This window comes from Pseudomonas sp. BJP69 (genome assembly GCF_007633355.1).
Lineage (GTDB): Bacteria > Pseudomonadota > Gammaproteobacteria > Pseudomonadales > Pseudomonadaceae > Aquipseudomonas > Aquipseudomonas juntendi.
On the sequence record NZ_CP041933.1, the window covers coordinates 1119660 to 1140549 of the forward strand.

General features: G+C 64.4%; 20 protein-coding genes. 17 read left to right on the forward strand and 3 right to left on the reverse strand.

The genetic code is table 11. The annotated features are described in order from the left end of the window. The first annotated feature begins 4 nt into the window (after window positions 1-4). The 13 genes from FPB55_RS05215 (at window position 5) to FPB55_RS05275 (ending at window position 13719) form a co-directional block, all read left to right on the forward strand. On the forward strand, window positions 5-511 hold the full coding sequence (locus tag FPB55_RS05215) for a chemotaxis protein CheW (protein ID WP_009683465.1): 507 nt from the start codon (window positions 5-7) through the stop codon (window positions 509-511). Continuing rightward, complete coding sequence (locus FPB55_RS05220) at window positions 508-1782, forward strand: CheR family methyltransferase (protein WP_144187643.1); 1275 nt, start codon at window positions 508-510, stop codon at window positions 1780-1782. The genes FPB55_RS05215 and FPB55_RS05220 overlap by 4 nt, the downstream gene beginning before the upstream one ends. Beyond that, a complete protein-coding gene (locus FPB55_RS05225; protein WP_054890352.1) occupies window positions 1779-2444 on the forward strand; it encodes a chemotaxis protein CheW in 666 nt (221 codons plus the stop codon). Before FPB55_RS05220 ends, FPB55_RS05225 begins: the two co-directional genes overlap by 4 nt. Further along, entirely contained in the window at window positions 2441-4759 is a 2319-nt protein-coding gene (locus FPB55_RS05230) for a hybrid sensor histidine kinase/response regulator (RefSeq protein ID WP_144187645.1), read from the forward strand. Before FPB55_RS05225 ends, FPB55_RS05230 begins: the two co-directional genes overlap by 4 nt. After that, entirely contained in the window at window positions 4756-5769 is a 1014-nt protein-coding gene (locus FPB55_RS05235; RefSeq protein WP_110678860.1) for a chemotaxis response regulator protein-glutamate methylesterase, read from the forward strand. The genes FPB55_RS05230 and FPB55_RS05235 overlap by 4 nt, the downstream gene beginning before the upstream one ends. A gap of 51 nt (window positions 5770-5820) precedes the next feature. Continuing rightward, on the forward strand, window positions 5821-6825 hold the full coding sequence (wspR, locus tag FPB55_RS05240; protein WP_054890349.1) for a Wsp signal transduction system regulator diguanylate cyclase WspR: 1005 nt from the start codon (window positions 5821-5823) through the stop codon (window positions 6823-6825). A gap of 128 nt (window positions 6826-6953) precedes the next feature. Next, window positions 6954-8049 (forward strand): peptide chain release factor 2 gene (prfB, locus tag FPB55_RS05245; protein ID WP_110678858.1). Its coding sequence is split into 2 segments (ribosomal slippage): window positions 6954-7025 and window positions 7027-8049, totalling 1095 coding nucleotides; the frame shifts between segments, so codons are not numbered across the junction. A 92-nt stretch (window positions 8050-8141) separates the two neighbouring features. Then, window positions 8142-9644, forward strand: a complete 1503-nt coding sequence (gene lysS / locus FPB55_RS05250) for a lysine--tRNA ligase (RefSeq protein ID WP_009686998.1) — start codon at window positions 8142-8144, stop codon at window positions 9642-9644. A 150-nt stretch (window positions 9645-9794) separates the two neighbouring features. After that, a complete protein-coding gene (locus tag FPB55_RS05255) occupies window positions 9795-10511 on the forward strand; it encodes a TetR family transcriptional regulator (RefSeq protein ID WP_009686997.1) in 717 nt (238 codons plus the stop codon). A gap of 28 nt (window positions 10512-10539) precedes the next feature. Continuing rightward, window positions 10540-11088: a hypothetical protein gene (locus FPB55_RS05260; RefSeq protein WP_029888050.1), complete on the forward strand. Its 549-nt coding sequence runs from the start codon at window positions 10540-10542 to the stop codon at window positions 11086-11088. Window positions 11089-11181: 93 nt separating this feature from the next. Further along, window positions 11182-12501, forward strand: coding sequence for a flavohemoglobin expression-modulating QEGLA motif protein (locus tag FPB55_RS05265; RefSeq protein WP_154211460.1), 1320 nt, complete (start codon window positions 11182-11184; stop codon window positions 12499-12501). After that, on the forward strand, window positions 12473-13396 hold the full coding sequence (locus tag FPB55_RS05270) for an alpha/beta hydrolase (RefSeq protein ID WP_144187647.1): 924 nt from the start codon (window positions 12473-12475) through the stop codon (window positions 13394-13396). The genes FPB55_RS05265 and FPB55_RS05270 overlap by 29 nt, the downstream gene beginning before the upstream one ends. After that, window positions 13393-13719: a hypothetical protein gene (locus FPB55_RS05275; RefSeq protein ID WP_009686993.1), complete on the forward strand. Its 327-nt coding sequence runs from the start codon at window positions 13393-13395 to the stop codon at window positions 13717-13719. The genes FPB55_RS05270 and FPB55_RS05275 overlap by 4 nt, the downstream gene beginning before the upstream one ends. A 64-nt stretch (window positions 13720-13783) precedes the next feature. Here the strand turns inward: FPB55_RS05275 and FPB55_RS05280 are convergent, their stop codons facing one another. The 3 genes from FPB55_RS05280 to FPB55_RS05290 form a co-directional block, all read right to left on the reverse strand. Beyond that, complete coding sequence (locus tag FPB55_RS05280; protein ID WP_054890346.1) at window positions 13784-14575, reverse strand: OmpA family protein; 792 nt, start codon at window positions 14573-14575, stop codon at window positions 13784-13786. A gap of 50 nt (window positions 14576-14625) precedes the next feature. Next, entirely contained in the window at window positions 14626-15039 is a 414-nt protein-coding gene (locus FPB55_RS05285; protein ID WP_009686991.1) for a DUF4398 domain-containing protein, read from the reverse strand. 305 nt (window positions 15040-15344) lie between these two features. Then, on the reverse strand, window positions 15345-15692 hold the full coding sequence (locus tag FPB55_RS05290) for a hypothetical protein (protein ID WP_009686990.1): 348 nt from the start codon (window positions 15690-15692) through the stop codon (window positions 15345-15347). A 263-nt stretch (window positions 15693-15955) separates the two neighbouring features. On the opposite strand from FPB55_RS05290, the gene ppc reads away from it, so the two are divergent. The 4 genes from ppc to FPB55_RS05310 all read left to right on the forward strand — a co-directional run bounded on the left by ppc (window position 15956) and on the right by FPB55_RS05310 (window position 20888). Further along, window positions 15956-18583 (forward strand): phosphoenolpyruvate carboxylase, encoded by a 2628-nt coding sequence (gene ppc, locus FPB55_RS05295; protein WP_144187649.1) that lies wholly within the window; start codon window positions 15956-15958, stop codon window positions 18581-18583. Between the two features lie 257 nt (window positions 18584-18840). After that, a complete protein-coding gene (adk, locus tag FPB55_RS05300; RefSeq protein WP_029885102.1) occupies window positions 18841-19491 on the forward strand; it encodes an adenylate kinase in 651 nt (216 codons plus the stop codon). A 303-nt stretch (window positions 19492-19794) separates the two neighbouring features. Then, window positions 19795-20469, forward strand: coding sequence for a tRNA (adenosine(37)-N6)-threonylcarbamoyltransferase complex dimerization subunit type 1 TsaB (gene tsaB, locus FPB55_RS05305; RefSeq protein WP_144187651.1), 675 nt, complete (start codon window positions 19795-19797; stop codon window positions 20467-20469). 131 nt (window positions 20470-20600) lie between these two features. Next, a complete protein-coding gene (locus FPB55_RS05310) occupies window positions 20601-20888 on the forward strand; it encodes a hypothetical protein (protein WP_054912872.1) in 288 nt (95 codons plus the stop codon). Window positions 20889-20890: the final 2 nt, after the last annotated feature.

Below are 20890 nucleotides of genomic sequence, written 5' to 3' on the forward strand. Positions count from 1 at the left end.
CGCGATGACCGACACGCAAGCGCCGGCCGCACAGCCGGGCAACGCCAAGGGGGCGCTGTACCTGCAGTTCCGTATCAGGGAACAACGCTTTGCCCTGAGCGTGCACGAGGTGATCGAAGTGCTGCCACTTCGGCCGCTCAAGCCGATTGCCCGGGCGCCAGCCTGGGTGGCGGGTATTCTGGCCCACCGTGGCCTGCTCATACCCGTCATCGACCTGGCCGCGCTCAGCTTCGGCCAGCCGGCGGCGCAGCGCACCAGCACCCGGCTGGTACTGGTGCACTACCGGGCTGGGCTGCAGTTGGGACTGGTGCTGGAGCAGGCAACCGAGACCCTGCGCTGCCAGCCCGATGAGTTCCAGCCCTATGGTGTAGACACGGGCGAAGCCCCTTACCTGGGGCCGGTGCGGCAGGATGCCCTTGGCATGCTGCAGCGCATCGAAGTCAATGACCTGCTGCCCGACGCCGTGCACGCATTGCTGTACACGCAGGGCCCGACCGGGGGGCCGACATGACCGAACAGCGTTTTTTCCGTTTCTTGCGTGAGCGTATTGGCCTGGATGTGGAGTCTGTCGGCACGCCGATGGTCGAGCGTGCACTGCGCCAGCGCAGCGTAGCGGTGGGCGCTGCCGATCTGGACGACTACTGGCTGCGCCTGCAGCAGTCCGGTGAAGAGCAACAGGCACTGATCGAAGCGGTGATCGTGCCAGAGACCTGGTTCTTCCGGTACCCCGAGTCCTTCACCGCGCTGGCGGCCCTGGCGCACAAGCGCCGTGCCGAACTGGACGGCGCGCGGCCGCTGCGGTTGCTCAGCCTGCCGTGCTCGACGGGCGAGGAGCCCTATTCGCTGGCCATGGCCTTGTTTGATGCCGGTATGGCGCCGGGGGCGTTTCTGGTCGATGGCATGGACATCAGCCCCAGCTCGGTGGCCAAGGCCGGGCAGGCCGTGTATGGCCGCAATGCCTTTCGCGGCAGCGAGCTGGGTTTTCGCGAGCGTTACTTCGATGTGGTCGACGAAGGCCACCGCCTGCACGAGCGGGTACGCCAGCAAGTCAGCCTGCAGGTAGGCAATGTGCTCGACCCGCTGCTGGCCAGCCGCGATGGCCTGTATGACTTCGTGTTCTGTCGCAACCTGTTGATCTACTTCGACGTGCCGACCCAGCAACGCGTCTTCGAAGTGCTCAAGCGCCTGCTGCACCCACAGGGGGTGCTGTTCATCGGTCCGGCCGAGGGCAGCCTGTTGGCGCGCCTGGGCATGCGCCCGCTGGGGATCGCCCAGTCGTTTGCCTACGTACGAGACCCGGGCAGCAGCACGCCTGCGCCGGCGGCAGCGGCAGCACCTGCCAGGCGCAGTTGGCCGGGGCCCGGGCCTGCCGGGTATTCGCAGCCGGCCTTGCCGGTGCCGCGGCGGCAGCGTGCGCTGCCGGTGGTGGCCCGACCAGCGCCGGCCCGCGAGGCTGCGGGTGAGGGCCCCAGCGAACTGCTGGCCGGCATCGCCCGGCTGGCCAATGCCGGCGCCAGCGCACAGGCTCGCCACGAATGCCAGCGCTACCTGGGCCAGTACCCGCCGGCGGCGCAGGTGTATTACTGGCTGGGGCTGCTTAGCGATACCGAGGGCGACGCACAGCAAGCGCTGACCCACTACCGCAAAGCGCTGTATCTGGAGCCACAACACCCCGAGGCGTTGCTGCACCTGGCGGCCCTGCTTGCGGCCCAGGGTGACCTGGCCGGGGCCCGGCGCCTGCAGGAGCGGGCGGCGCGGGCTGGGCGGGAGTCTGAACGGTGAACGGTGAATCCGCGATGCAACTGCTGGCCGATGACGATGCGCTCATCGACGACTGCTGGAACCGCATTGGTGTACATGGCAACAAGCAATGCCCGCTACTGGAGCGGCACGTGCATTGCCGCAACTGCGAAGTCTACGCCGCTGCGGCTACCCGCCTGCTTGACCGCTATGCATTGGCGCAGGAGCACTCGGCGGCCGAGCGTGAGCCGCTGCAAGAGCACACCGGTCGCTCCATGTTGCTGTTCCGTCTGGGTGAAGAATGGCTGGCGCTGGCGACCGCCTGCCTGGCCGAAATCGCCCCGTTGCAGGCCGTGCATTCGTTGCCGCACCAGCGCTCGCGGGTGTTGCAGGGGGTCGCCAACGTACGTGGGGCGCTGGTGCCATGCCTGTCATTGGCCGACTTGCTGGGGGTTCAGGCGGGTGCTGCCGAGCAGCGCAGCGGCCGGGCGATGCCACGCATGCTGATCCTGGCCAGCGAGGGCGGCCCGGTGGTGGTGGCGGTCGAGGAAATCGACGGCATCCACCGGCTCGACCCGCTGCTGCTGGGCAGTGGCCAGGACGCCACCCGCTATACCGCGGCGGTGCTGCAATGGCGCGGGCGCAGCGTGCGGGTACTGGACGATCAACACTTACTGGCTGCCGTGCAGCGGAGCTTGTCATGACCCCAGAGCAAATGCGCGACGCCTCGTTGCTCGAGCTGTTCAGCCTGGAGGCCGAAGCGCAGACCCAGGTGCTCAGCGCCGGCCTGATGGCACTCGAGCGCAACCCTACCCAGGCTGACCAGCTCGAGGCGTGCATGCGCGCGGCCCACTCGCTCAAGGGCGCCGCCCGTATCGTTGGCGTGGACGCGGGCGTCAGCGTCGCGCATGTCATGGAGGATTGCCTGGTAGCCGCCCAGGAGGGGCGCCTGCGGTTGAATGCCGAGCATATCGATGCGCTGTTGCAGGGGACCGACTTGCTGATGCGCATTGCCACACCGGGCGACAGTGCGGCGCAGGCGACCCTGCCGGTGTTTCTTGCGCAGATGGCCAGCCTGCTCGACCCGGGCGGCGCCGGCGTGCCGCCGCTGCCCGTGGCGGCAGGGGCCATATCGCCGTCGTCGCCGTCGGTCAGCCCACCGCCGGCACCGTTGGTGCTGCCCAGTGAGCTGTCAGAGCCCGACGCCGAGCCTGAGCCCGAGCCCGAGCCAGCGCTGCGACGCAAGGTGGGCAAGCGCGTCGGCGATGCAGGCGAACGGGTGTTACGGGTCACTGCCGACCGCCTGAACAGCCTGCTCGACCTGTCCAGCAAGTCGTTGGTGGAAACCCAGCGCCTGAAGCCTTACCTGGCCACCCTGCAGCGCCTCAAACGCATGCACGGCCAAGGGATGCAGGCGCTCGACGGCGTGCGCATGCAGCTGGAAGACAGCGGCCACAACAGTGAAGTGCTCGAAGCCTTGGCGCAAACCCAGCGCCTGTTGGTCGAGACCCAGCAGATCCTGCAACAGCAGGCCGCCGACCTCGATGAGTTCGGCTGGCAGGCCAGTCAGCGTGCGCAGTTGCTGTACGACACGGCCCTGGCCTGCCGCATGCGGCCATTCGCCGATGTGCTGGCCGGGCAGAGTCGCATGGTCCGAGACCTCGGCCGCTCGCTGGGCAAGCCGGTACGGCTGGTGGTGGAGGGCGAAAAAACCCAGGTCGACCGCGATGTACTGGAAAAGCTTGAAGCGCCATTGACCCACCTGCTGCGCAATGCCGTGGACCACGGCATCGAACTTCCGGAACGGCGCCTGCTGGCGGGCAAGCCAGCGGAAGGGCTGGTGCGCCTGCGTGCCTCGCACCAGGCTGGCATGCTCAGCCTGGAGCTGATCGACGATGGCGCCGGTATCGACCTGGAGCGCCTGCGCGGCAGTATCGTCGAGCGCGCCCTGTCGCCGGCCGACACCGTGGCGCGCATGAGCGAAGCGGAACTGCTGACATTCCTGTTCCTGCCCGGCTTCAGCCTGCGCGACAAGGTGACCGAAGTGTCCGGGCGCGGCGTCGGGCTGGATGCGGTGCAACACATGATTCGCGAACTGCGCGGCTCGATCGAGCTGAGCCAGCAGCCAGGGCAGGGCTGCCGCTTCCATCTGCAGGTGCCGTTGACCCTGTCCGTGGTGCGTAGCCTGGTCGTCGAGGTCGGTGGCGAGGCTTACGCTTTTCCGCTGGCGCATATCGAGCGCACCCTGGACGTCACCGCCGAGCAGATCGTGCAGATCGAAGGCCGCCAGCACTTCTGGCACGAGGGCCGGCACATCGGCCTGGTGGCGGCCAGCCAGTTGCTCAACCGCCCGCTGGGGCAAAGCGACGGCAGCAGCCTGCGGGTCGTGGTGATCCGTGAGCGCGAGCAACTGTACGGTGTGGCCGTGGAGCGCCTGGTAGGTGAACGCGTGCTGGTGGTGATGCCGCTCGATCCACGGCTGGGCAAGGTGCAGGACATTTCTTCGGGGGCCTTGCTCGATGATGGTTCAGTGGTTCTGATCGTCGATGTCGAAGACCTCCTGCGCTCGGTGGATAAACTGCTGAGCACCGGCAGCCTGGAGCGTATCGAACGCGGCAGCGGCGGCACCCGTGGGGTGGCGCACAAACGCATCCTGGTGGTTGACGATTCACTGACCGTGCGCGAGCTGCAGCGCAAGCTGCTCAGCCACCGTGGCTACGACGTGGCGGTAGCGGTAGACGGCATGGACGGCTGGAACGCCTTGCGCAGTGAGGACTTCGATTTGCTGATCACCGATATCGACATGCCACGCATGGACGGTATCGAACTGGTCACCCTGGTGCGGCGCGACCAGCGCCTGCAAGGCTTGCCAGTGATGGTGGTGTCCTACAAAGACCGTGAGGAAGACCGGCGGCGTGGCCTGGACGCCGGCGCCGACTACTATTTGGCAAAGGCCAGTTTCCACGACGACGCGTTGCTGGATGCTGTGGTGGAACTGATCGGGGGGGCTCAGGGATGAAGATCGCCATCGTCAATGACATGCCCATGGCGGTCGAGGCCCTACGCCGTGCAGTCGCCCTTGAGCCCGCGCACGAGCTGGTGTGGGTGGCCAGCAATGGCGCCGAGGCAGTGCAGCGTTGTACCGAGCAGCTTCCGGACCTGATCCTCATGGACCTGATCATGCCGGTGATGGACGGCGTGGAGGCGACCCGGCGGATCATGGCCGAAACCCCATGTGCCATCGTCGTCGTCACGGTCGACCGCAAGCAGAACGTGCACCGGGTGTTCGAGGCCATGGGCCATGGCGCGCTCGATGTGGTGGACACCCCAGCGCTGGGCGCGGGTGATCCCCGCGAAGCGGCGGCCCCGCTGCTGCGCAAGATCCTCAATATCGGCTGGCTGATTGGCCAGCAGCGTGCACCGGTTGCGCGCCCGGTTGAGCTGCCGCTGCGCGAAGCTTCACAGCGTCGCGGCCTGGTGGCGATTGGTTCGTCGGCCGGTGGCCCGGCAGCCCTGGAGGTGTTGCTCAAGGGCTTGCCGCCGGCGTTTCCGGCGGCCATCGTGCTGGTCCAGCATGTGGACCAGGTATTTGCCGCAGGCATGGCCGAGTGGCTCGGCAATGCCGCCAACCGGCAAGTGCGGCTGGCCCGTGAAGGCGAGCCGCCACAGCCCGGCGTGGTGCTGCTGGCCGGCACCAATCACCATATCCGCCTGCTAAAGAATGGCCAACTGGCCTACACTCCCGAGCCTGTGAACGAAATCTACCGGCCCTCGATCAATGTGTTTTTCGAGAGCGTGGCCCAATACTGGCACGGCGATGCGGTGGGGGTATTGCTCACCGGTATGGGCCGCGACGGTGCCCAAGGCCTGAAGCTGATGCGTCAGCAGGGTTTCCTGACCATTGCCCAGGACCAGGCCAGCAGCGCGGTGTACGGCATGCCCAAGGCCGCCGCAGCCATTGATGCTGCCGTGGAAATTCGCCCGCTGGACCGCATCGCCGGGCGCTTGACGGAAATTTTTGGAAAATGACGACACGTATTGAATCACGCCGCCACGCCGGTAGTGATCGGGTGACCATGTATGGATGATTTACCGATCGAAGGTTTCGCGACCACCAACGAAAACTCGGCGATGGTACTGCTGGTCGACGATCAGGCCATGATCGGCGAGGCCGTGAGGCGAGGGTTGGCCAACCAGGACAACATCGACTTCCACTTCTGTGCCGACCCCCACCAGGCGGTGGCCCAGGCCATGCGCATCAAGCCCACGGTCATCCTTCAGGACCTGATCATGCCGGGCCTGGACGGTTTGACCCTCGTGCGTGAGTACCGCAACAACCCGGTGACCCAGGACATTCCGATCATCGTGCTCTCCACCAAGGAAGACCCTCTGGTCAAGAGCGCGGCGTTTGCGGCCGGGGCCAATGATTACCTGGTCAAGCTGCCGGACACCATCGAACTGGTGGCGCGTATTCGCTACCACTCGCGCTCCTACCTGACCCTGCTGCAGCGCGACGAGGCCTACCGAGCCCTGCGCGTCAGCCAGCAGCAGTTGCTGGATTCCAACCTGATGCTGCAGCGGCTGATGAACTCCGATGGCCTGACCGGGCTGTCCAACCGCCGGCACTTCGACGAATACCTGGAACTGGAGTGGCGCCGGGCCATGCGCGAGCAGCAACAACTGTCGCTGCTGATGATCGACGTGGACTACTTCAAGGCCTTCAACGACAGCTTCGGCCACCTGGCCGGTGACGAGGCGCTGCGCCAGGTGGCCGAGTCGATCCGCGGCTCGTGCTCGCGGCCCAGCGACCTGCCCGCGCGTTACGGCGGCGAGGAATTCGCCCTGGTGCTGCCCAACACCTCGCCTGGCGGGGCACGGCTGGTGGCCGAAAAGCTGCGCCAGACCGTGCATGGCCTGGGTATCCCGCACACTGCACCAGCGGCTGATGCGTTCCTGACCGTGAGCATCGGCCTGGCCACCCAGACCCCGAGTATCGGCAGCCATTGCCGGCAACTGATCTCGGCGGCCGACAAGGGCCTGTACCTGGCCAAGAATGGCGGGCGCAACCAGGTCGGCATTGCCTGACGCGCCGATAACAGCACCGGCCCTAGTGGTAGCTCATGTACAGGCTACCGCCCGGCGGGTCTGCCGCCCTGTGGCGGACTCGGTTATACTCGCAGGCTTTTCACCGAATTCGTGCGAGTAGCCAGCCCATGGAAATCCAACCGATCCTGAACACCATCAAGGACCTCACCGAGCGTTCCCAGTCAATTCGGGGGTATCTTTGACTACGATCACAAGCATGACCGCCTGATCGAAGTCAACCGCGAGCTGGAAGACCCCAACGTCTGGAACAAGCCCGAGTACGCGCAGGCCCTGGGCCGCGAGCGTGCCATGCTGGCACAGGTGGTCGAGACCCTGGACAAGCTGTCCAACGGCCTGGGCGACTGCCAGGACTTGCTCGACATGGCTGTCGAGGAAAATGACGAAGGCGCCGTCGGCGACGTCGTGACCGAGCTGGAAGGCCTGGAAGAAAACCTGGCTCAGCTTGAGTTCCGTCGCATGTTCAGCGGCGAAATGGACATGAACAACGCCTACCTGGATATCCAGGCCGGCTCTGGCGGTACCGAGGCGCAGGACTGGGCCAACATCCTGCTGCGCATGTACCTGCGCTGGGCCGACAAGCGTGGTTTCGACGCCACCATCATCGAACTGTCCGAAGGTGAAGTAGCCGGTATCAAGGGCGCCACCGTGCACATCAAGGGCGAGTACGCCTTTGGTTGGCTGCGCACCGAAATCGGCGTGCACCGCCTGGTGCGCAAGAGCCCGTTCGACTCCGGCGCCCGTCGCCACACCTCGTTCTCGGCGGTGTTCGTTTCGCCAGAAATCGACGACAAGGTCGAAATCGAGATCAATCCGTCCGACCTGCGCATCGACACCTACCGTTCCTCCGGTGCCGGTGGCCAGCACGTCAACACCACCGACTCGGCCGTACGTATCACCCACGTACCGACCAACACCGTGGTGGCGTGCCAGAACGAACGTTCGCAGCACGCCAACAAGGACACCGCCATGAAAATGCTGCGGGCCAAGTTGTACGAGCTGGAAATGCAAAAGCGCAACGCCGCCTCGCAGGCGTTGGAAGACAGCAAGTCGGACATTGGCTGGGGCCACCAGATCCGCTCCTACGTGCTGGATGACTCGCGTATCAAGGACCTGCGTACCGGCGTGGAACGCAGCGACTGCCAGAAGGTGCTGGACGGCGACCTCGACCAGTACCTGGAAGCAAGCCTGAAGCAGGGCCTGTAAGCCGTACTCCACCGCCGCGCCATCGGCTAACCGCCGCTGGCGCGTGCCCTGCCCGAAAAGGGCAACGAATACCTGATGGAAAAAATGACCAGATGAGCGACCTCAAGACCGAATCGCAAGACCTGCAACAGGAAGAGAATGCCCTGATCGCCCTGCGCAAGGAAAAACTTGCCGCCGAGCGTGCCAAGGGCAATGCCTTCCCCAATGACTTCCGTCGCGACAGCTACTGCAACGACCTGCAGAAGCAGTACGCGGACAAGACCAAGGAAGAGCTGGAAGCAGCCGCGATTCCGGTCAAGGTGGCGGGCCGCATCATGCTCAACCGTGGCTCGTTCATGGTGATCCAGGACATGACCGGCCGCATTCAGGTCTACGTCAACCGCAAGACCCTGCCGGAAGAAACCCTGGCCGCAGTCAAAACCTGGGACCTGGGCGACATCATCAGCGCCGAAGGCACCCTGGCCCGCTCTGGCAAAGGCGACCTGTACGTCGAAATGACCAACGTGCGCCTGCTGACCAAGTCGCTGCGCCCGCTGCCCGACAAGCACCACGGCCTGACCGATACCGAGCAGCGCTACCGCCAGCGCTACGTCGACCTGATGGTCAACGAAGAAACCCGCCACACCTTCCGTGTGCGCTCGCAGGTGATCTCGCACATTCGCAAGTTCCTCATCGAGCGTGACTTCCTCGAAGTCGAAACGCCCATGCTGCAAACCATCCCGGGTGGTGCTGCGGCCAAGCCGTTCGAAACCCACCACAACGCCCTGGACATGGCCATGTTCCTGCGCATTGCACCGGAGCTGTACCTCAAGCGGCTTGTCGTGGGCGGGTTCGAGAAGGTGTTCGAGATCAACCGCAACTTCCGTAACGAAGGTGTTTCGACCCGGCACAACCCGGAATTCACCATGCTCGAGTTCTACCAGGCCTACGCCGACTACCGCGACAACATGGACCTCACCGAGGAACTGTTCCGCGAGCTGGCGCAGCTGGTTCTGGGCAGCACCGACGTGCCGTACGGCGACAAGGTGTTCCACTTCGGCGAGCCGTTCGCCCGCCTGTCGGTGTTCGACTCGATCCTCAAGTACAACCCGGAGCTGACCGCCGCCGACCTGCAGGACGTCGACCGCGCCCGTGACATCGCCAAGAAGGCCGGTGCCAAGGTGCTGGGCCACGAAGGCCTGGGCAAGCTGCAGGTGATGATTTTCGAAGAGCTGGTCGAGCACAAGCTGGAGCAGCCCCACTTCATCACCGAGTACCCGTTCGAGGTGTCGCCGCTGGCCCGTCGCAACGACGACAACCCGGCCGTGACCGACCGTTTCGAGCTGTTCATCGGTGGCCGCGAAATCGCCAACGCCTATTCCGAGCTCAACGATGCCGAAGACCAGGCCGAGCGCTTCCTGGCCCAGGTGGCCGAGAAAGACGCCGGTGACGACGAAGCCATGCACTACGACGCCGACTTCGTTCGCGCGCTGGAGTACGGCATGCCGCCGACCGCGGGTGAAGGCATTGGTATCGACCGCCTGGTGATGCTGCTGACCAACTCGCCGTCGATCCGCGATGTGATCCTGTTCCCGCACATGCGCCCGCAGGCCTGAGTGAGCTGAACGAGCCGCCTTTTCAGGCGGCTTTTCTTTGCGAGCGGCAAGCCATAAGCGGCAAGCTACAAGAAACGGCAGTCCGCGTGCATTCCGCTTTTTCTGGTGGCTTGCCGCTTGTAGCTTGCCGCTTCTTCCGTGAGGTCCCCTATGACACCCGCCACCCCTCACCAGGGCGCCGCCGGCATCGCCACCGCCGTCGCCGAAAGCGTGCAATACCAAGGCCGCAAAGCTGCCCGCCAAGGCAGCGAACAGCGTCGCCAGCAGATTCTCGATGCTGCCATGCGCATCGTCGTGCGCGATGGCGTTCGCGGTGTGCGTCACCGGGCGGTGGCTGCCGAGGCCGGTGTGCCTTTGTCGGCCACCACCTACTATTTCAAGGACATCGAGGACCTGCTCACCGATACCTTCGCCCAGTACGTCGAACGCAGCGCCGCCTACATGGCCAAACTGTGGGCCAACACCGAAGTTGTGCTGCGCCAGCTGCTGGCCCAGGGGGATGGCAGCCCGCAGGCGCGGGCACGGCTGGCTGACGAAGTGGCACGCATGACCGCCGACTACGTGCAGCGCCAACTGCTGAACCGCCGCGACTTCCTGATGGCCGAACAGGCGTTCCGCCAAGAGGCGCTGCTGTGCCCGCGCCTGGCCGAACTGGTCTGTGCGCACGAGCAGATCCTGCTGCACGGCACCCGCCAATTGCTGCAGGTGGTCGGTTCGCGGCAGCCGGAACAGGACGCCCAAATGTTGACGGCGATTATCGAGCAGATGGAATATCAGGGCCTGCTCAAGGATGCCAGCGCGCAAGCCGATGGGCAGATGCTCGCTATGCTTACCCGATACCTGCAACTGGTGCTGGCATCGGCCTGAGCGAGACCGACTTTTCAAGGAGAACCTGATGAAAGCCTGGCGTGTGGTGTTGTTGACTTTGTCATTCCTGCTGCTGGGCGGTTGTCTGGTGACCTTCCATGAGCCATTGCCCAGCAATCAGGCCGCGCCCAAGGCCTTGCTCGGCAAGTGGAGCAGCAAGGACGCCTGGGGTGAGCCGTTGAAGCTCACCATCACCCGCAGCAGTGGCAATGCCTACAAGGCGGTCGCCACGGCCAAAGGCAAGGCACCGGAAGCCTACATGTTCACGGTGTCGCGCCACGGTAACCGCTGGTACCTGTCGGCCGGTGTGCCCAAGCGCCTGGGCGGCAATTTCCTGATTGGCGGCTTCGATATCGTCGATGGCAAGGAACTGGTGCTGTACAACCTGGATGTCGAGCAAGTGCAGCAGGCAGTGGACAAACAGGAACTGACCGGGCGCAGTACCGAGGTGCCGGAAGGCAACGGCGATGGTGTGTTGATCGATAGCCCGTCGGCGCGGGTGCTGGCGTACCTGGACGACCCGGCCAACTCGGACCTGTTCGTTGAAGTGGCCCGGTTCCAGCGGTCCGGCAAATGACCGTGCTGGCTTCATCGCCGGCAAGCCAGCTCCCACGGGTACAGCACAGGGCTCCAAGGCAGTGATGAACCTGTGGGAGCTGGCTTGTCGGCGATGAGGCCGGTACAGGTTTTCTGTACTAGAAAGGAGTCCCCGGTGGACGAATACCAGCAGACCATCCGCGCCCTGTCCGACCGCATCGTCGCGGCGCAAACACCGATTCGGGTGCTGGATGCGGTGAAGTGGGACGACAGCATTCGGCAGGGCTTCCTGCAGGGCAAGGGCAAGGAGCCGCCAGCGGTCGACCGCGCCTATTACCAGTCGCGGCCCCTGTCGTTCGACTCCAGCGCCGTCAAGGCCGAGTTTCAGGGGATCGAGCGCGACATCATTCGCCAGCTAGGCCAGTTCAACCCCGTTGGGCAGATCATGAAGCGCATGTGCCGCGAGTACCGCATGGTAGTGCGCATGCTCGAAGCCCGTGGCACCGAGGAGTTCGGCCTGATCTCCCAGGAGTTGTATGGCGCCGCTTCCGACGCCTTTCATGCCGGTGACCCGACCTTGGCCGACCTCGGCCTGATGCTGTCGGACTACCTGAACAACATCGATGGCCGCGGCGACCTGAAGGACGAACCGAAGAACCTGACCGCCAAAGAGGCTGTCGATACCCTACAGCGGCGCCTGAACACGGTGTTCGGTGAAGCCGAAGGCACCATCCGTGTATTCGAGTCCGACGGCATTGTCGCTGACGCCGCCGCCGGTGCCGACTATATCAAGGTGCGCGCCGATGCCATGTTCAATGCCCGTGACGTGCGGGCGCTGGAAGTGCACGAAGGGCTGGTGCACGTCGGCACCACGCTCAATGGCCTGAACCAGCCGATCTGCACCTTCCTGGCCAAGGGCCCGCCCTCGTCGACGGTGACCCAGGAAGGCCTGGCCATCCTCATGGAGGTGATTGCCTTTGCCTCCTACCCCAGCCGCCTGCGCAAGCTCACCAACCGCACCCGTGCCATCCACATGGTCGAGGAGGGCGCCGACTTCATGCAGGTGTACGGCTTCTTCCGCGAGCAGGGCTTCGAGATGGGGCAAAGCTACAGCAACGCCAGCCGGGTATTCCGCGGCTCGGTGCCCAACGGCCTGCCATTTACCAAGGACTTGTCCTACCTCAAGGGCTTCATCATGGTTTACAACTATATTCAGTTGGCTGTGAAGAAGGGCAAGCTCGAACAGATACCGCTGCTGTTCTGTGGCAAGACCACCCTGGAAGACATGCGCACTTTGCGTCAACTGGTCGAGGAGGGGCTGGTCGAGCCGCCGAAGTACTTGCCCGAACAGTTCCGTGACCTCAACGCGCTGTCGGCCTGGATGTGCTTCTCCAACTTCCTCAACCACCTGAGCCTGGATCGCATTGAAGCCGACTACGCGAATATTCTCTAAGTCCTGCCGCCCGCTGCTGCTGGGGCTGGTGCTGCTGGCCCTGGGCGGCTGCAGCAGCCTGCTGTTCTACCCCGAGCGCGGGCAGGCGTTCACCCCTGAACGGGCCAAGCTGGCGTACCGTGATGTCACCCTGACCACTGCCGATGGCGTTCGCCTGCACGGCTGGTGGCTGCCGGCCAAGCCCGGTGTCGAGGTCAAGGGTACGGTGCTGCACCTGCACGGGAACGGCGGCAACCTGCCCGGGCACCTGGGTGGCAGCTACTGGCTGCCGGAGCAGGGTTACCAGGTGCTGATGGTCGACTACCGCGGCTATGGCCTGTCTGAGGGCAAACCGAGCCTGCCAGAGGTATACCAGGACATCGCCGCGGCCATGACCTGGCTGGACCAGGCGCCCGAGGCCAAGGGCAAGCCGCTGGTGTTGCTGGGGCAGAGCCTGGGCGGCGCCATGGCGATTCATTACCTGGCAGGCCACCCGGAGCAGCGCCAGCGCTTCGCTGCCCTGGTTTTCGACGGGGTGCCGGCCAGCTACCGGGCGGTGGGGCGCTATGCCCTCAGCACCTCGTGGATGACCTGGCCATTGCAGGTGCCACTGTCGTGGCTGGTGCCCGACGGCGACAGCGCGATCCGCTCGATCGAGCAACTGCGCAGCCCGCCCAAGCTGTTCTTCCAGAGCATCGATGACGACCTGGTGCCGCTGGAAAACGGTATCCGCCTGTATCAGCACGCGCCACCGCCACGGGTGCTGCAACTGACCCGAGGTGGCCATGTGCAGACCTTCGCCGACCCTACATGGCGCCAGGTGATGTTGCGCTTCCTCGATGACCCTAGCCATTTCAACGGCCTGCGGCGGCTCGCCGAAGTGCCTGATTACCCTGACGAGAAGAACACCCAATGAGTGAAGAACGCAACGCCATCCCGCTGATCCTGACGGGTGTGGGCAGCATCATCGTGACGGTGGGCGCCTTGTGGTACTACGGCTACCTGCATTTCGCCAAACCCGAGGATGCCCTGTTGTTGCAGGATTACACCATGCTCAAGACCGTCCCCGGCGAGGATTACAAGGTTTCGCTGGACCCGGCACCGCAAGTGGCGCAGTGCGTGGACGGTGTATTGGTGCTGTTCGATACCCAGCAGAAAGGCCTGACGGGCGTGCTGGTGGATAACCGCAAGCGTGCAGTGCGCTGCATGGGTGAGGAAACGCCGCAGCAGGTACAGTGAGCGGCAGCGAAGCAAAAAAAAGCCCCGCGTCGATCGCGGGGCTTTCTCTGTCAGCTGGCCAGTATTACTGCTGGGCCTGGCTCATGGAGCGTGGCTGCACCGGCTGGTTGTCGTTGGAGATGGTCACCTCCACACGACGGTTCTGTGCACGCCCGGAGTTGCTGGAGTTGTCCGCAACCGGGTACTCCTTGCCGTAGCCTTGGGCCACGATGCGCGCTGGGTCTACGCCGGCGCGCACCAGGGCCATGCGTACGCTGTTGGCGCGGCGCTCGGACAGGCTCTGGTTGTAGCTGGCCGAGCCGACGCTGTCGGTGTAGCCCTCTACGATCACTTTGCGCTCAGGGTTTTCCTGAAGGAACTGGGCCAGTTTGGTGATGTTCGGGTAGGCGTTGCTTTTCAACTCGGCCTTGTTGAAGTCGAACAGCACGTCACCGAAGGTCACCAGCGTACCGCGGTCGGTCTGCTTGGCGTTCAGGCTGTTCTGCAGCTTGGCGATCTGGGCATCGCGGGCATCCAGCTTGGCCTGGGCACGCTGGGCGGCTGCGTTCTTCAGCTCACCCTCGGCAGTGCGCAGGGCAATGGTCTGCTTGGCCACTTCGACGCGCTGGTTGGTCAGGTAGGCCAGCTGGTCGACTTTCTTCTCGTCTTCACGGTCCATGTAGGCCTTGTCGGCCTTGTTCAGCCAATCCTGGGCATCCTTGGTTTCCAGCGCGGCGACTTTGCTCGCCTGTGGATCGCTCTGCAGGGCCGAGAAGTTGGTGCGGGCGGCTTCCAGGTTGGCGTTAGGGTCGTGCGAGCACGCAGCAAGACCGACGCTCAGGGCCAGCAGGGCGGGAATCATGACGTAATTGCGCATAGTGTTCATCCTTTGATCGTGTGCGAAGGCTAAGGTTGGCGGGGCAGGGCTCACTGAGCGCTGCGCAGGCCTTCCTCACGTACGTCCTGAACGCCCTGGCGGGCATCCTGCACGGCCTTCTGAGCCTTGGCCGCCTGGGCCTTGCGTTCGGCCAGGCGTGCGTCCCATTCGGCCTGTTCGGCCAGGCGCTTGGCTTCGTCGTACTTCTTGTCGTGCATGGCGATTTCAGCCTGCTTGAACTTGTCTTGCGCGGCTTTCATTTCCACGGCGGCGAACTCGGTGCCGCCAGCGCTGACAGCGGAATTCACGGCGGACTGGGTAACCGCATATTGCTCGGTAGGCGGGTTACCCGCACAGCCGGCCAGGACTAGGCTACTGCCCAGGGCCAGCGCGGCCAGCTTGAACCCGCGCACATGAGTGGATGACGGTTTGCTAGTGCGGGTTTTCATGGTGGTCAGCTCCATTGGATCACTCCTGATAACGATGTCCGTAGCAGTCCATCGCTCATTCCCTGACAAGTCCGCGCGCTTGGGATCAACGGTGCACAACGGCAGGTGTGCAGGGTTTTAGCGTGATGGCTATTAGCTGTGACTCAGAGTTTTTTTGGATAGTTCCGAAAAATTTCTGACCCGGCGGAGGGTTTTTGCAGAGTGCCCGAGGCAATTGAAGCGGGTGGCGGACGGCGCGGCCAATGTTCTTCTCGGCGCGTTTGCTGCCCGAGGTCAGGCGCCGCGCGGGCGGCGCCAGATCGCTCAAGGCTGCGCAAGGCCTACGCCCCTGGCTCTTCACTGCCCTCGGTGGTAAGGCTGTGCAGATGCTGCTTCGACAGCGACAAAAACCGCGGTGTCGGCCCCACATCCTCATACATCGGGTCACCTTCTTCATCGGTGGCGATGACCTGGCGACCGGGCACATAGGGAAAACTGGCTTCCACTTCTTCAAGCGCGGCCGCGACCAGTTCGCCGAGCAGTTCCTCGGCGGTACGTTTGGGGTACATGTCGATCAGCGCGGCCAGGCGCGCTTCGGACTCCAGGTCCAGATGCAGGACATGGCCGGTACGGCTCAAGGTGCCGGCGGCATTCTGTTCCCAGTGCTGGGCGAGTTCACGGATTTTCATGATGACCTCTGGTTACGCCTCGAAGGCTGCATGGCATGTGAGTGCTCAACCTTCACTTTAGTTTGCTTTGGCCGATCCCTGCTTGCCATCGCTGCTTGGCTGGGGGCACTCTTGGGTGAATGTCACCGCCCCAATGTGGGAGCGGGCATGCCCGCGAACACCGGCGAAGCCGGGGCCAGCCACCGCGTTGGATTTTTCGCGGGCATGCCCGCCCCCCAGGAAGGGCGTGGAGCCTGGAAGGGATGCAACGGAGAGAGGGGCCAATGACCGATATCGATGTGCGCTTGCGTGAAGATGTGCATGTGTTGGGTGAACTGCTGGGCGAAACCATCCGCCAACAGCATGGCGATGCATTCCTGCAGAAGATCGAAGCCATTCGCCACAGCGCCAAGGCCGACCGCCGCGGCCCCGGGGAGCAACTGAGTTCGACCCTGGCAGACCTTGCCGAAGAAGACCTGCTACCCGTGGCCAGGGCCTTCAACCAGTTCCTTAACCTGGCCAACATGGCCGAGCAGTACCAGTTGATCCGCCGCCGCGATGCCGACCAGCCCGAGCCGTTCGAAGCGCGGGTTTTGCCCGAGTTGCTGGCGCGGCTGAAGCAGGCCGGGCACAGCAACGATGCCCTGGCCCGGCAGCTGGCCAAGCTGGATATCCAGTTGGTGCTCACGGCACACCCCACCGAAGTGGCGCGGCGCACGCTGATTCAAAAGTACGATGCCATTGCCGGCCAATTGGCTGCCCAGGACCACCGCGACCTGACCCCGGCAGAACGCGAACACGTGCGCGAACGCCTGCGCCGGTTGATCGCCGAGGCCTGGCACACCGAGGAAATTCGACGCACCCGGCCGACCCCGGTCGACGAGGCCAAGTGGGGCTTCGCCGTGATCGAGCATTCGCTATGGCTCGCCATCCCCAGCCACCTGCGCAAGGTCGACAAGGCCTTGTTGGACGCTACCGGGCTGCGCCTGCCGCTAGAGGCCGCCCCTATCCGCTTTGCCTCGTGGATGGGCGGGGACCGCGACGGCAACCCCAACGTGACCGCCGTGGTGACCCGCGAGGTGCTGCTGCTGGCCCGCTGGATGGCTGCCGACCTGTTCCTGCGCGACATCGATGCGTTGGCCGCCGAGTTGTCCATGCAGCAGGCCAACGCCGCCCTGCGCCAGCAGGCCGGCGACAGCGCTGAACCCTACCGGGCGGTGCTCAAGCAGTTGCGCGACCGCTTGCGCGCAACGCGTGCCTGGGCGCACTCGGCGTTGAACAGCAGCCAGCCGCCCAGCGCCGAGGTGCTGGTCGACAATCGTGACCTGATTGCCCCACTGGAACTGTGCTACCAGTCCCTGCACGAGTGCGGCATGGGCGTTATCGCCGAGGGGCCGCTGCTGGACTGCTTGCGCCGCGCGGTCACATTCGGCCTGTTCCTTGGCCGGCTCGACGTGCGCCAGGACGCGGCCCGGCACCGTGACGCCCTGACCGAAATCACCGATTACCTGGGCCTGGGCCGCTACGCCGACTGGGATGAAGAGCAGCGCATCGAATTCCTCCAAGCCGAGCTGAAAAACCGCCGGCCGCTGCTGCCGGCACACTTCAAGCCGCAGGCGGATACGGCCGAGGTGCTGGCCACCTGCCGAGTAGTGGCGGGTGCACCTGCTGCCTCGTTGGGCTCTTACGTCATCTCCATGGCCGGGGCTGCCTCGGATGTGTTGGCGGTACAACTGCTGCTCAAGGAAGCTGGCCTGACCCGGCCGATGCGCGTGGTGCCATTGTTCGAAACCCTCGCCGACCTGGACAACGCCGGGCCGGTGGTGCAGCGCCTGCTGGGCCTGCCAGGTTACCGTGCAGGGCTGCGCGGCCCGCAGGAGGTCATGATCGGCTACTCCGACTCCGCCAAGGACGCCGGGACCACGGCAGCGGCCTGGGCGCAGTACCGTGCCCAGGAAAACCTGGTGCGTATCTGTGCCGAGCATCAGGTCGAACTGCTGCTGTTCCATGGCCGCGGCGGCACTGTGGGCCGTGGCGGTGGGCCTGCCCATGCGGCGATCCTGTCACAGCCCCCGGGCTCGGTGGCCGGGCGTTTCCGTACCACCGAGCAGGGCGAGATGATCCGCTTCAAGTTCGGTTTGCCGGGCATTGCCGAGCAAAACCTCAACCTGTACCTGGCTGCCGTACTCGAAGCCACGCTGTTGCCGCCGCCGCCGCCGCAGCCGGCCTGGCGCGAAGTCATGGACCAGCTGGCCGCCGATGGCGTCAAGGCGTACCGCAGTGTGGTGCGGGACAACCCGGACTTCGTCGAGTATTTCCGCCAGTCGACGCCGGAACAGGAACTGGGGCGCCTGCCACTGGGCAGCCGCCCGGCGAAACGCCGCGCCGGTGGCATCGAAAGCCTGCGGGCCATCCCATGGATCTTCGGCTGGACCCAGACGCGGCTGATGCTGCCGGCCTGGCTGGGCTGGGAAACCGCGCTGAGCAATGCCCTGGCGCGTGGCCAAGGCGAACTGCTGGCGCAGATGCGCGAACACTGGCCGTTCTTCCGCACCCGTATCGACATGCTGGAAATGGTACTGGCCAAGGCGGATGCGCAAATTGCCGAGGCCTACGACGAACGTCTGGTGCAACCGCAGTTGCTGCCTTTGGGGGCGCACCTGCGCGACCTATTGTCGCAGTCTTGCCAGATAGTGCTTGGCCTTACCGGGCAGCCGGTGCTACTCGCGCACAGCCCCGAGACACTGGAATTCATCAGCTTGCGTAACACCTACCTGGACCCGCTGCACCGCCTGCAGGCCGAATTGCTGGCGCGCTCGCGCAGCCGCGAAGCCGCTCTGGACAGCCCATTGGAGCAGGCCTTGCTGGTGACGGTGGCGGGCATCGCCGCCGGCTTGCGCAACACCGGTTGAGCGCAGGGCCGTGTGCGGCAGTCGGCATGCCGTAACGGCTGTACGGCAGCAGCGAAAGGGTGGTTGCGCCGGGCGCAACCACCTGCCTGCTTGGTCGCAAGTGGCGCATTCCTGCAACTTTGGGACGCTTGTCTGGCTGCCGGGCGCTGTGTATCTTGAGCAGCCCTCTGACCGAATTATGGTCATACCCGATTTTCCGGACTTGGCCCTGGTCGCCGAATCCATTGAAGTTCATAAAAAAATTTGAGGAGCACAAGATGCGCGTTATTCTGCTGGGAGCTCCCGGGGCCGGTAAAGGTACTCAGGCAAAGTTCATCACCGAAAAGTTCGGTATCCCCCAAATTTCCACCGGTGACATGCTGCGTGCTGCCGTCAAGGCCGGCACCCCGCTGGGCCTGGAATTGAAGAAAGTCATGGATGCCGGCCAGCTGGTGTCCGACGAGCTGATCATCAGCCTGGTCAAGGAGCGCATCGCCCAGCCGGATTGCGCCAACGGCTGCCTGTTCGACGGCTTCCCACGGACCATTCCACAGGCCGAAGCCATGGTTGCGGCCGGTGTCGATATCGACGCCGTGGTTGAAATTGCCGTGGACGATGAAGAAATCGTGGGTCGCATGGCAGGTCGCCGTGTGCACCTGGCCTCGGGCCGTACCTACCACATTCAGTACAACCCGCCGAAAGTGGAAGGCAAGGACGACGTCACTGGTGAAGACCTGATCCAGCGCGACGACGACAAGGAAGAAACCGTTCGCCATCGCCTGTCGGTCTACCACAGCCAGACCAAGCCGCTGGTGGACTTCTACCAGAAGCTGTCGGCGGCCAATGCTGGCAAGCCGAAGTACAGCCACATCGAAGGCGTAGGCTCGGTTGAAGCCATCACTGCCAAGGTCCTGGCAGCCCTGAGCTGATCCGATACAGCATGCACCGTCAACGGCCCGCTTGCGGGCCGTTGTTTTTTCTGGCTTTAGCTATGCGGTCCCAGTAGGAGCGGCCTTGTGTCGCGATGGGGCGCGCAGCGGCCCCGGCGATTTCTGCGGCGAAGCTCACTCTGCGGCGAAGCTGAAATTGTGGGGCCGCTGCGCGCCCCATCGCGACACAAGGCCGCTCCTACTGGGACCGTGTCAAGTGGCCATACAGCGGCCCCGTGGGGACACAACGGCGCAGCTGCTCTATAATGCCGCTCTTTTTCTTCGCACCTGGATACCCGTTCGATGACCACCCTGTTGGCCCTGGATACCGCCACCGAAGCCTGTTCCGTTGCGCTGCTGCATAACGGCAAGGTAACCAGCCATTATGAGGTGATCCCGCGCATGCATGCCCAGAAGCTGCTGCCGATGATCAAGCAGTTGCTGGCCGATTCCGGCGTGGCACTGAACGCGCTCGATGCCATCGCCTTTGGCCGGGGCCCGGGTGCGTTCACCGGTGTGCGTATCGCCATCGGTGTGGTCCAGGGGCTGGCGTTCGCCCTCGAGCGCCCGGTGCTGCCGGTCTCCAACCTTGCCGCGCTGGCCCAGGGGGCGTTGCGCGAACAGGGCGTGCAGCAGGTCGCCGCGGCCATCGATGCGCGTATGGACGAGGTGTACTGGGGGTGCTACCAGGCCACGGCGGGGGAAATGCGCCTGGTCGGCAGGGAGGCCGTGTTGCCACCCGAGCAGGTGGCGCTGCCGTTAGAGAGCACCGGTGCCTGGTTCGGTGCCGGCACGGGTTGGGGTTATGCCGAACGCCTGGCAGTGAAAGTCGCGGCCAGCGATGCCCAGGCCCTGCCCAGCGCTGTGGACGTACTGGCCCTAGCCGGTTTTGCCTGGGCGCGTGGCGAGGCAGTTACCGCCGAACAGGCGCAGCCGGTGTATCTGCGCGACAATGTAGCTACCCCGAAGAAGCAATAGCTGCTGTCCGTCGGTTATTGCCGATCACACTAAAACCTTTTTCGCATTCTGTGGTCGAGTTATCAATGAAGCATTAGCGACGGAGCTCTGATGCTGCTAAATTGCCATCATTGATCCCGAGTGCTCATGCCATGCGTATCGACGGTTTCTCATCGCAGTACCCGATCAAGCGCACGCCGCGCAAGGCAGCGGTGCGTGAGGATGCGGTCGATGATGCTGAGGTCGTCGATGACCTTGAAGCCGCGCAACCTGAGCCCGCCGCTCGCCGCCTTGGCGCTGGTCTGCCAGCCCGCCAGCAGGACATGGTTTTCCCACGCGCCCGTGACCGGCGTACCGCCAATGCCTTGGCCAGTTACCTGAGCACCGCCGGTTTTACCGACTGGGACATGGAAGTACTAGGGCTCGACCTGTACATTTGATG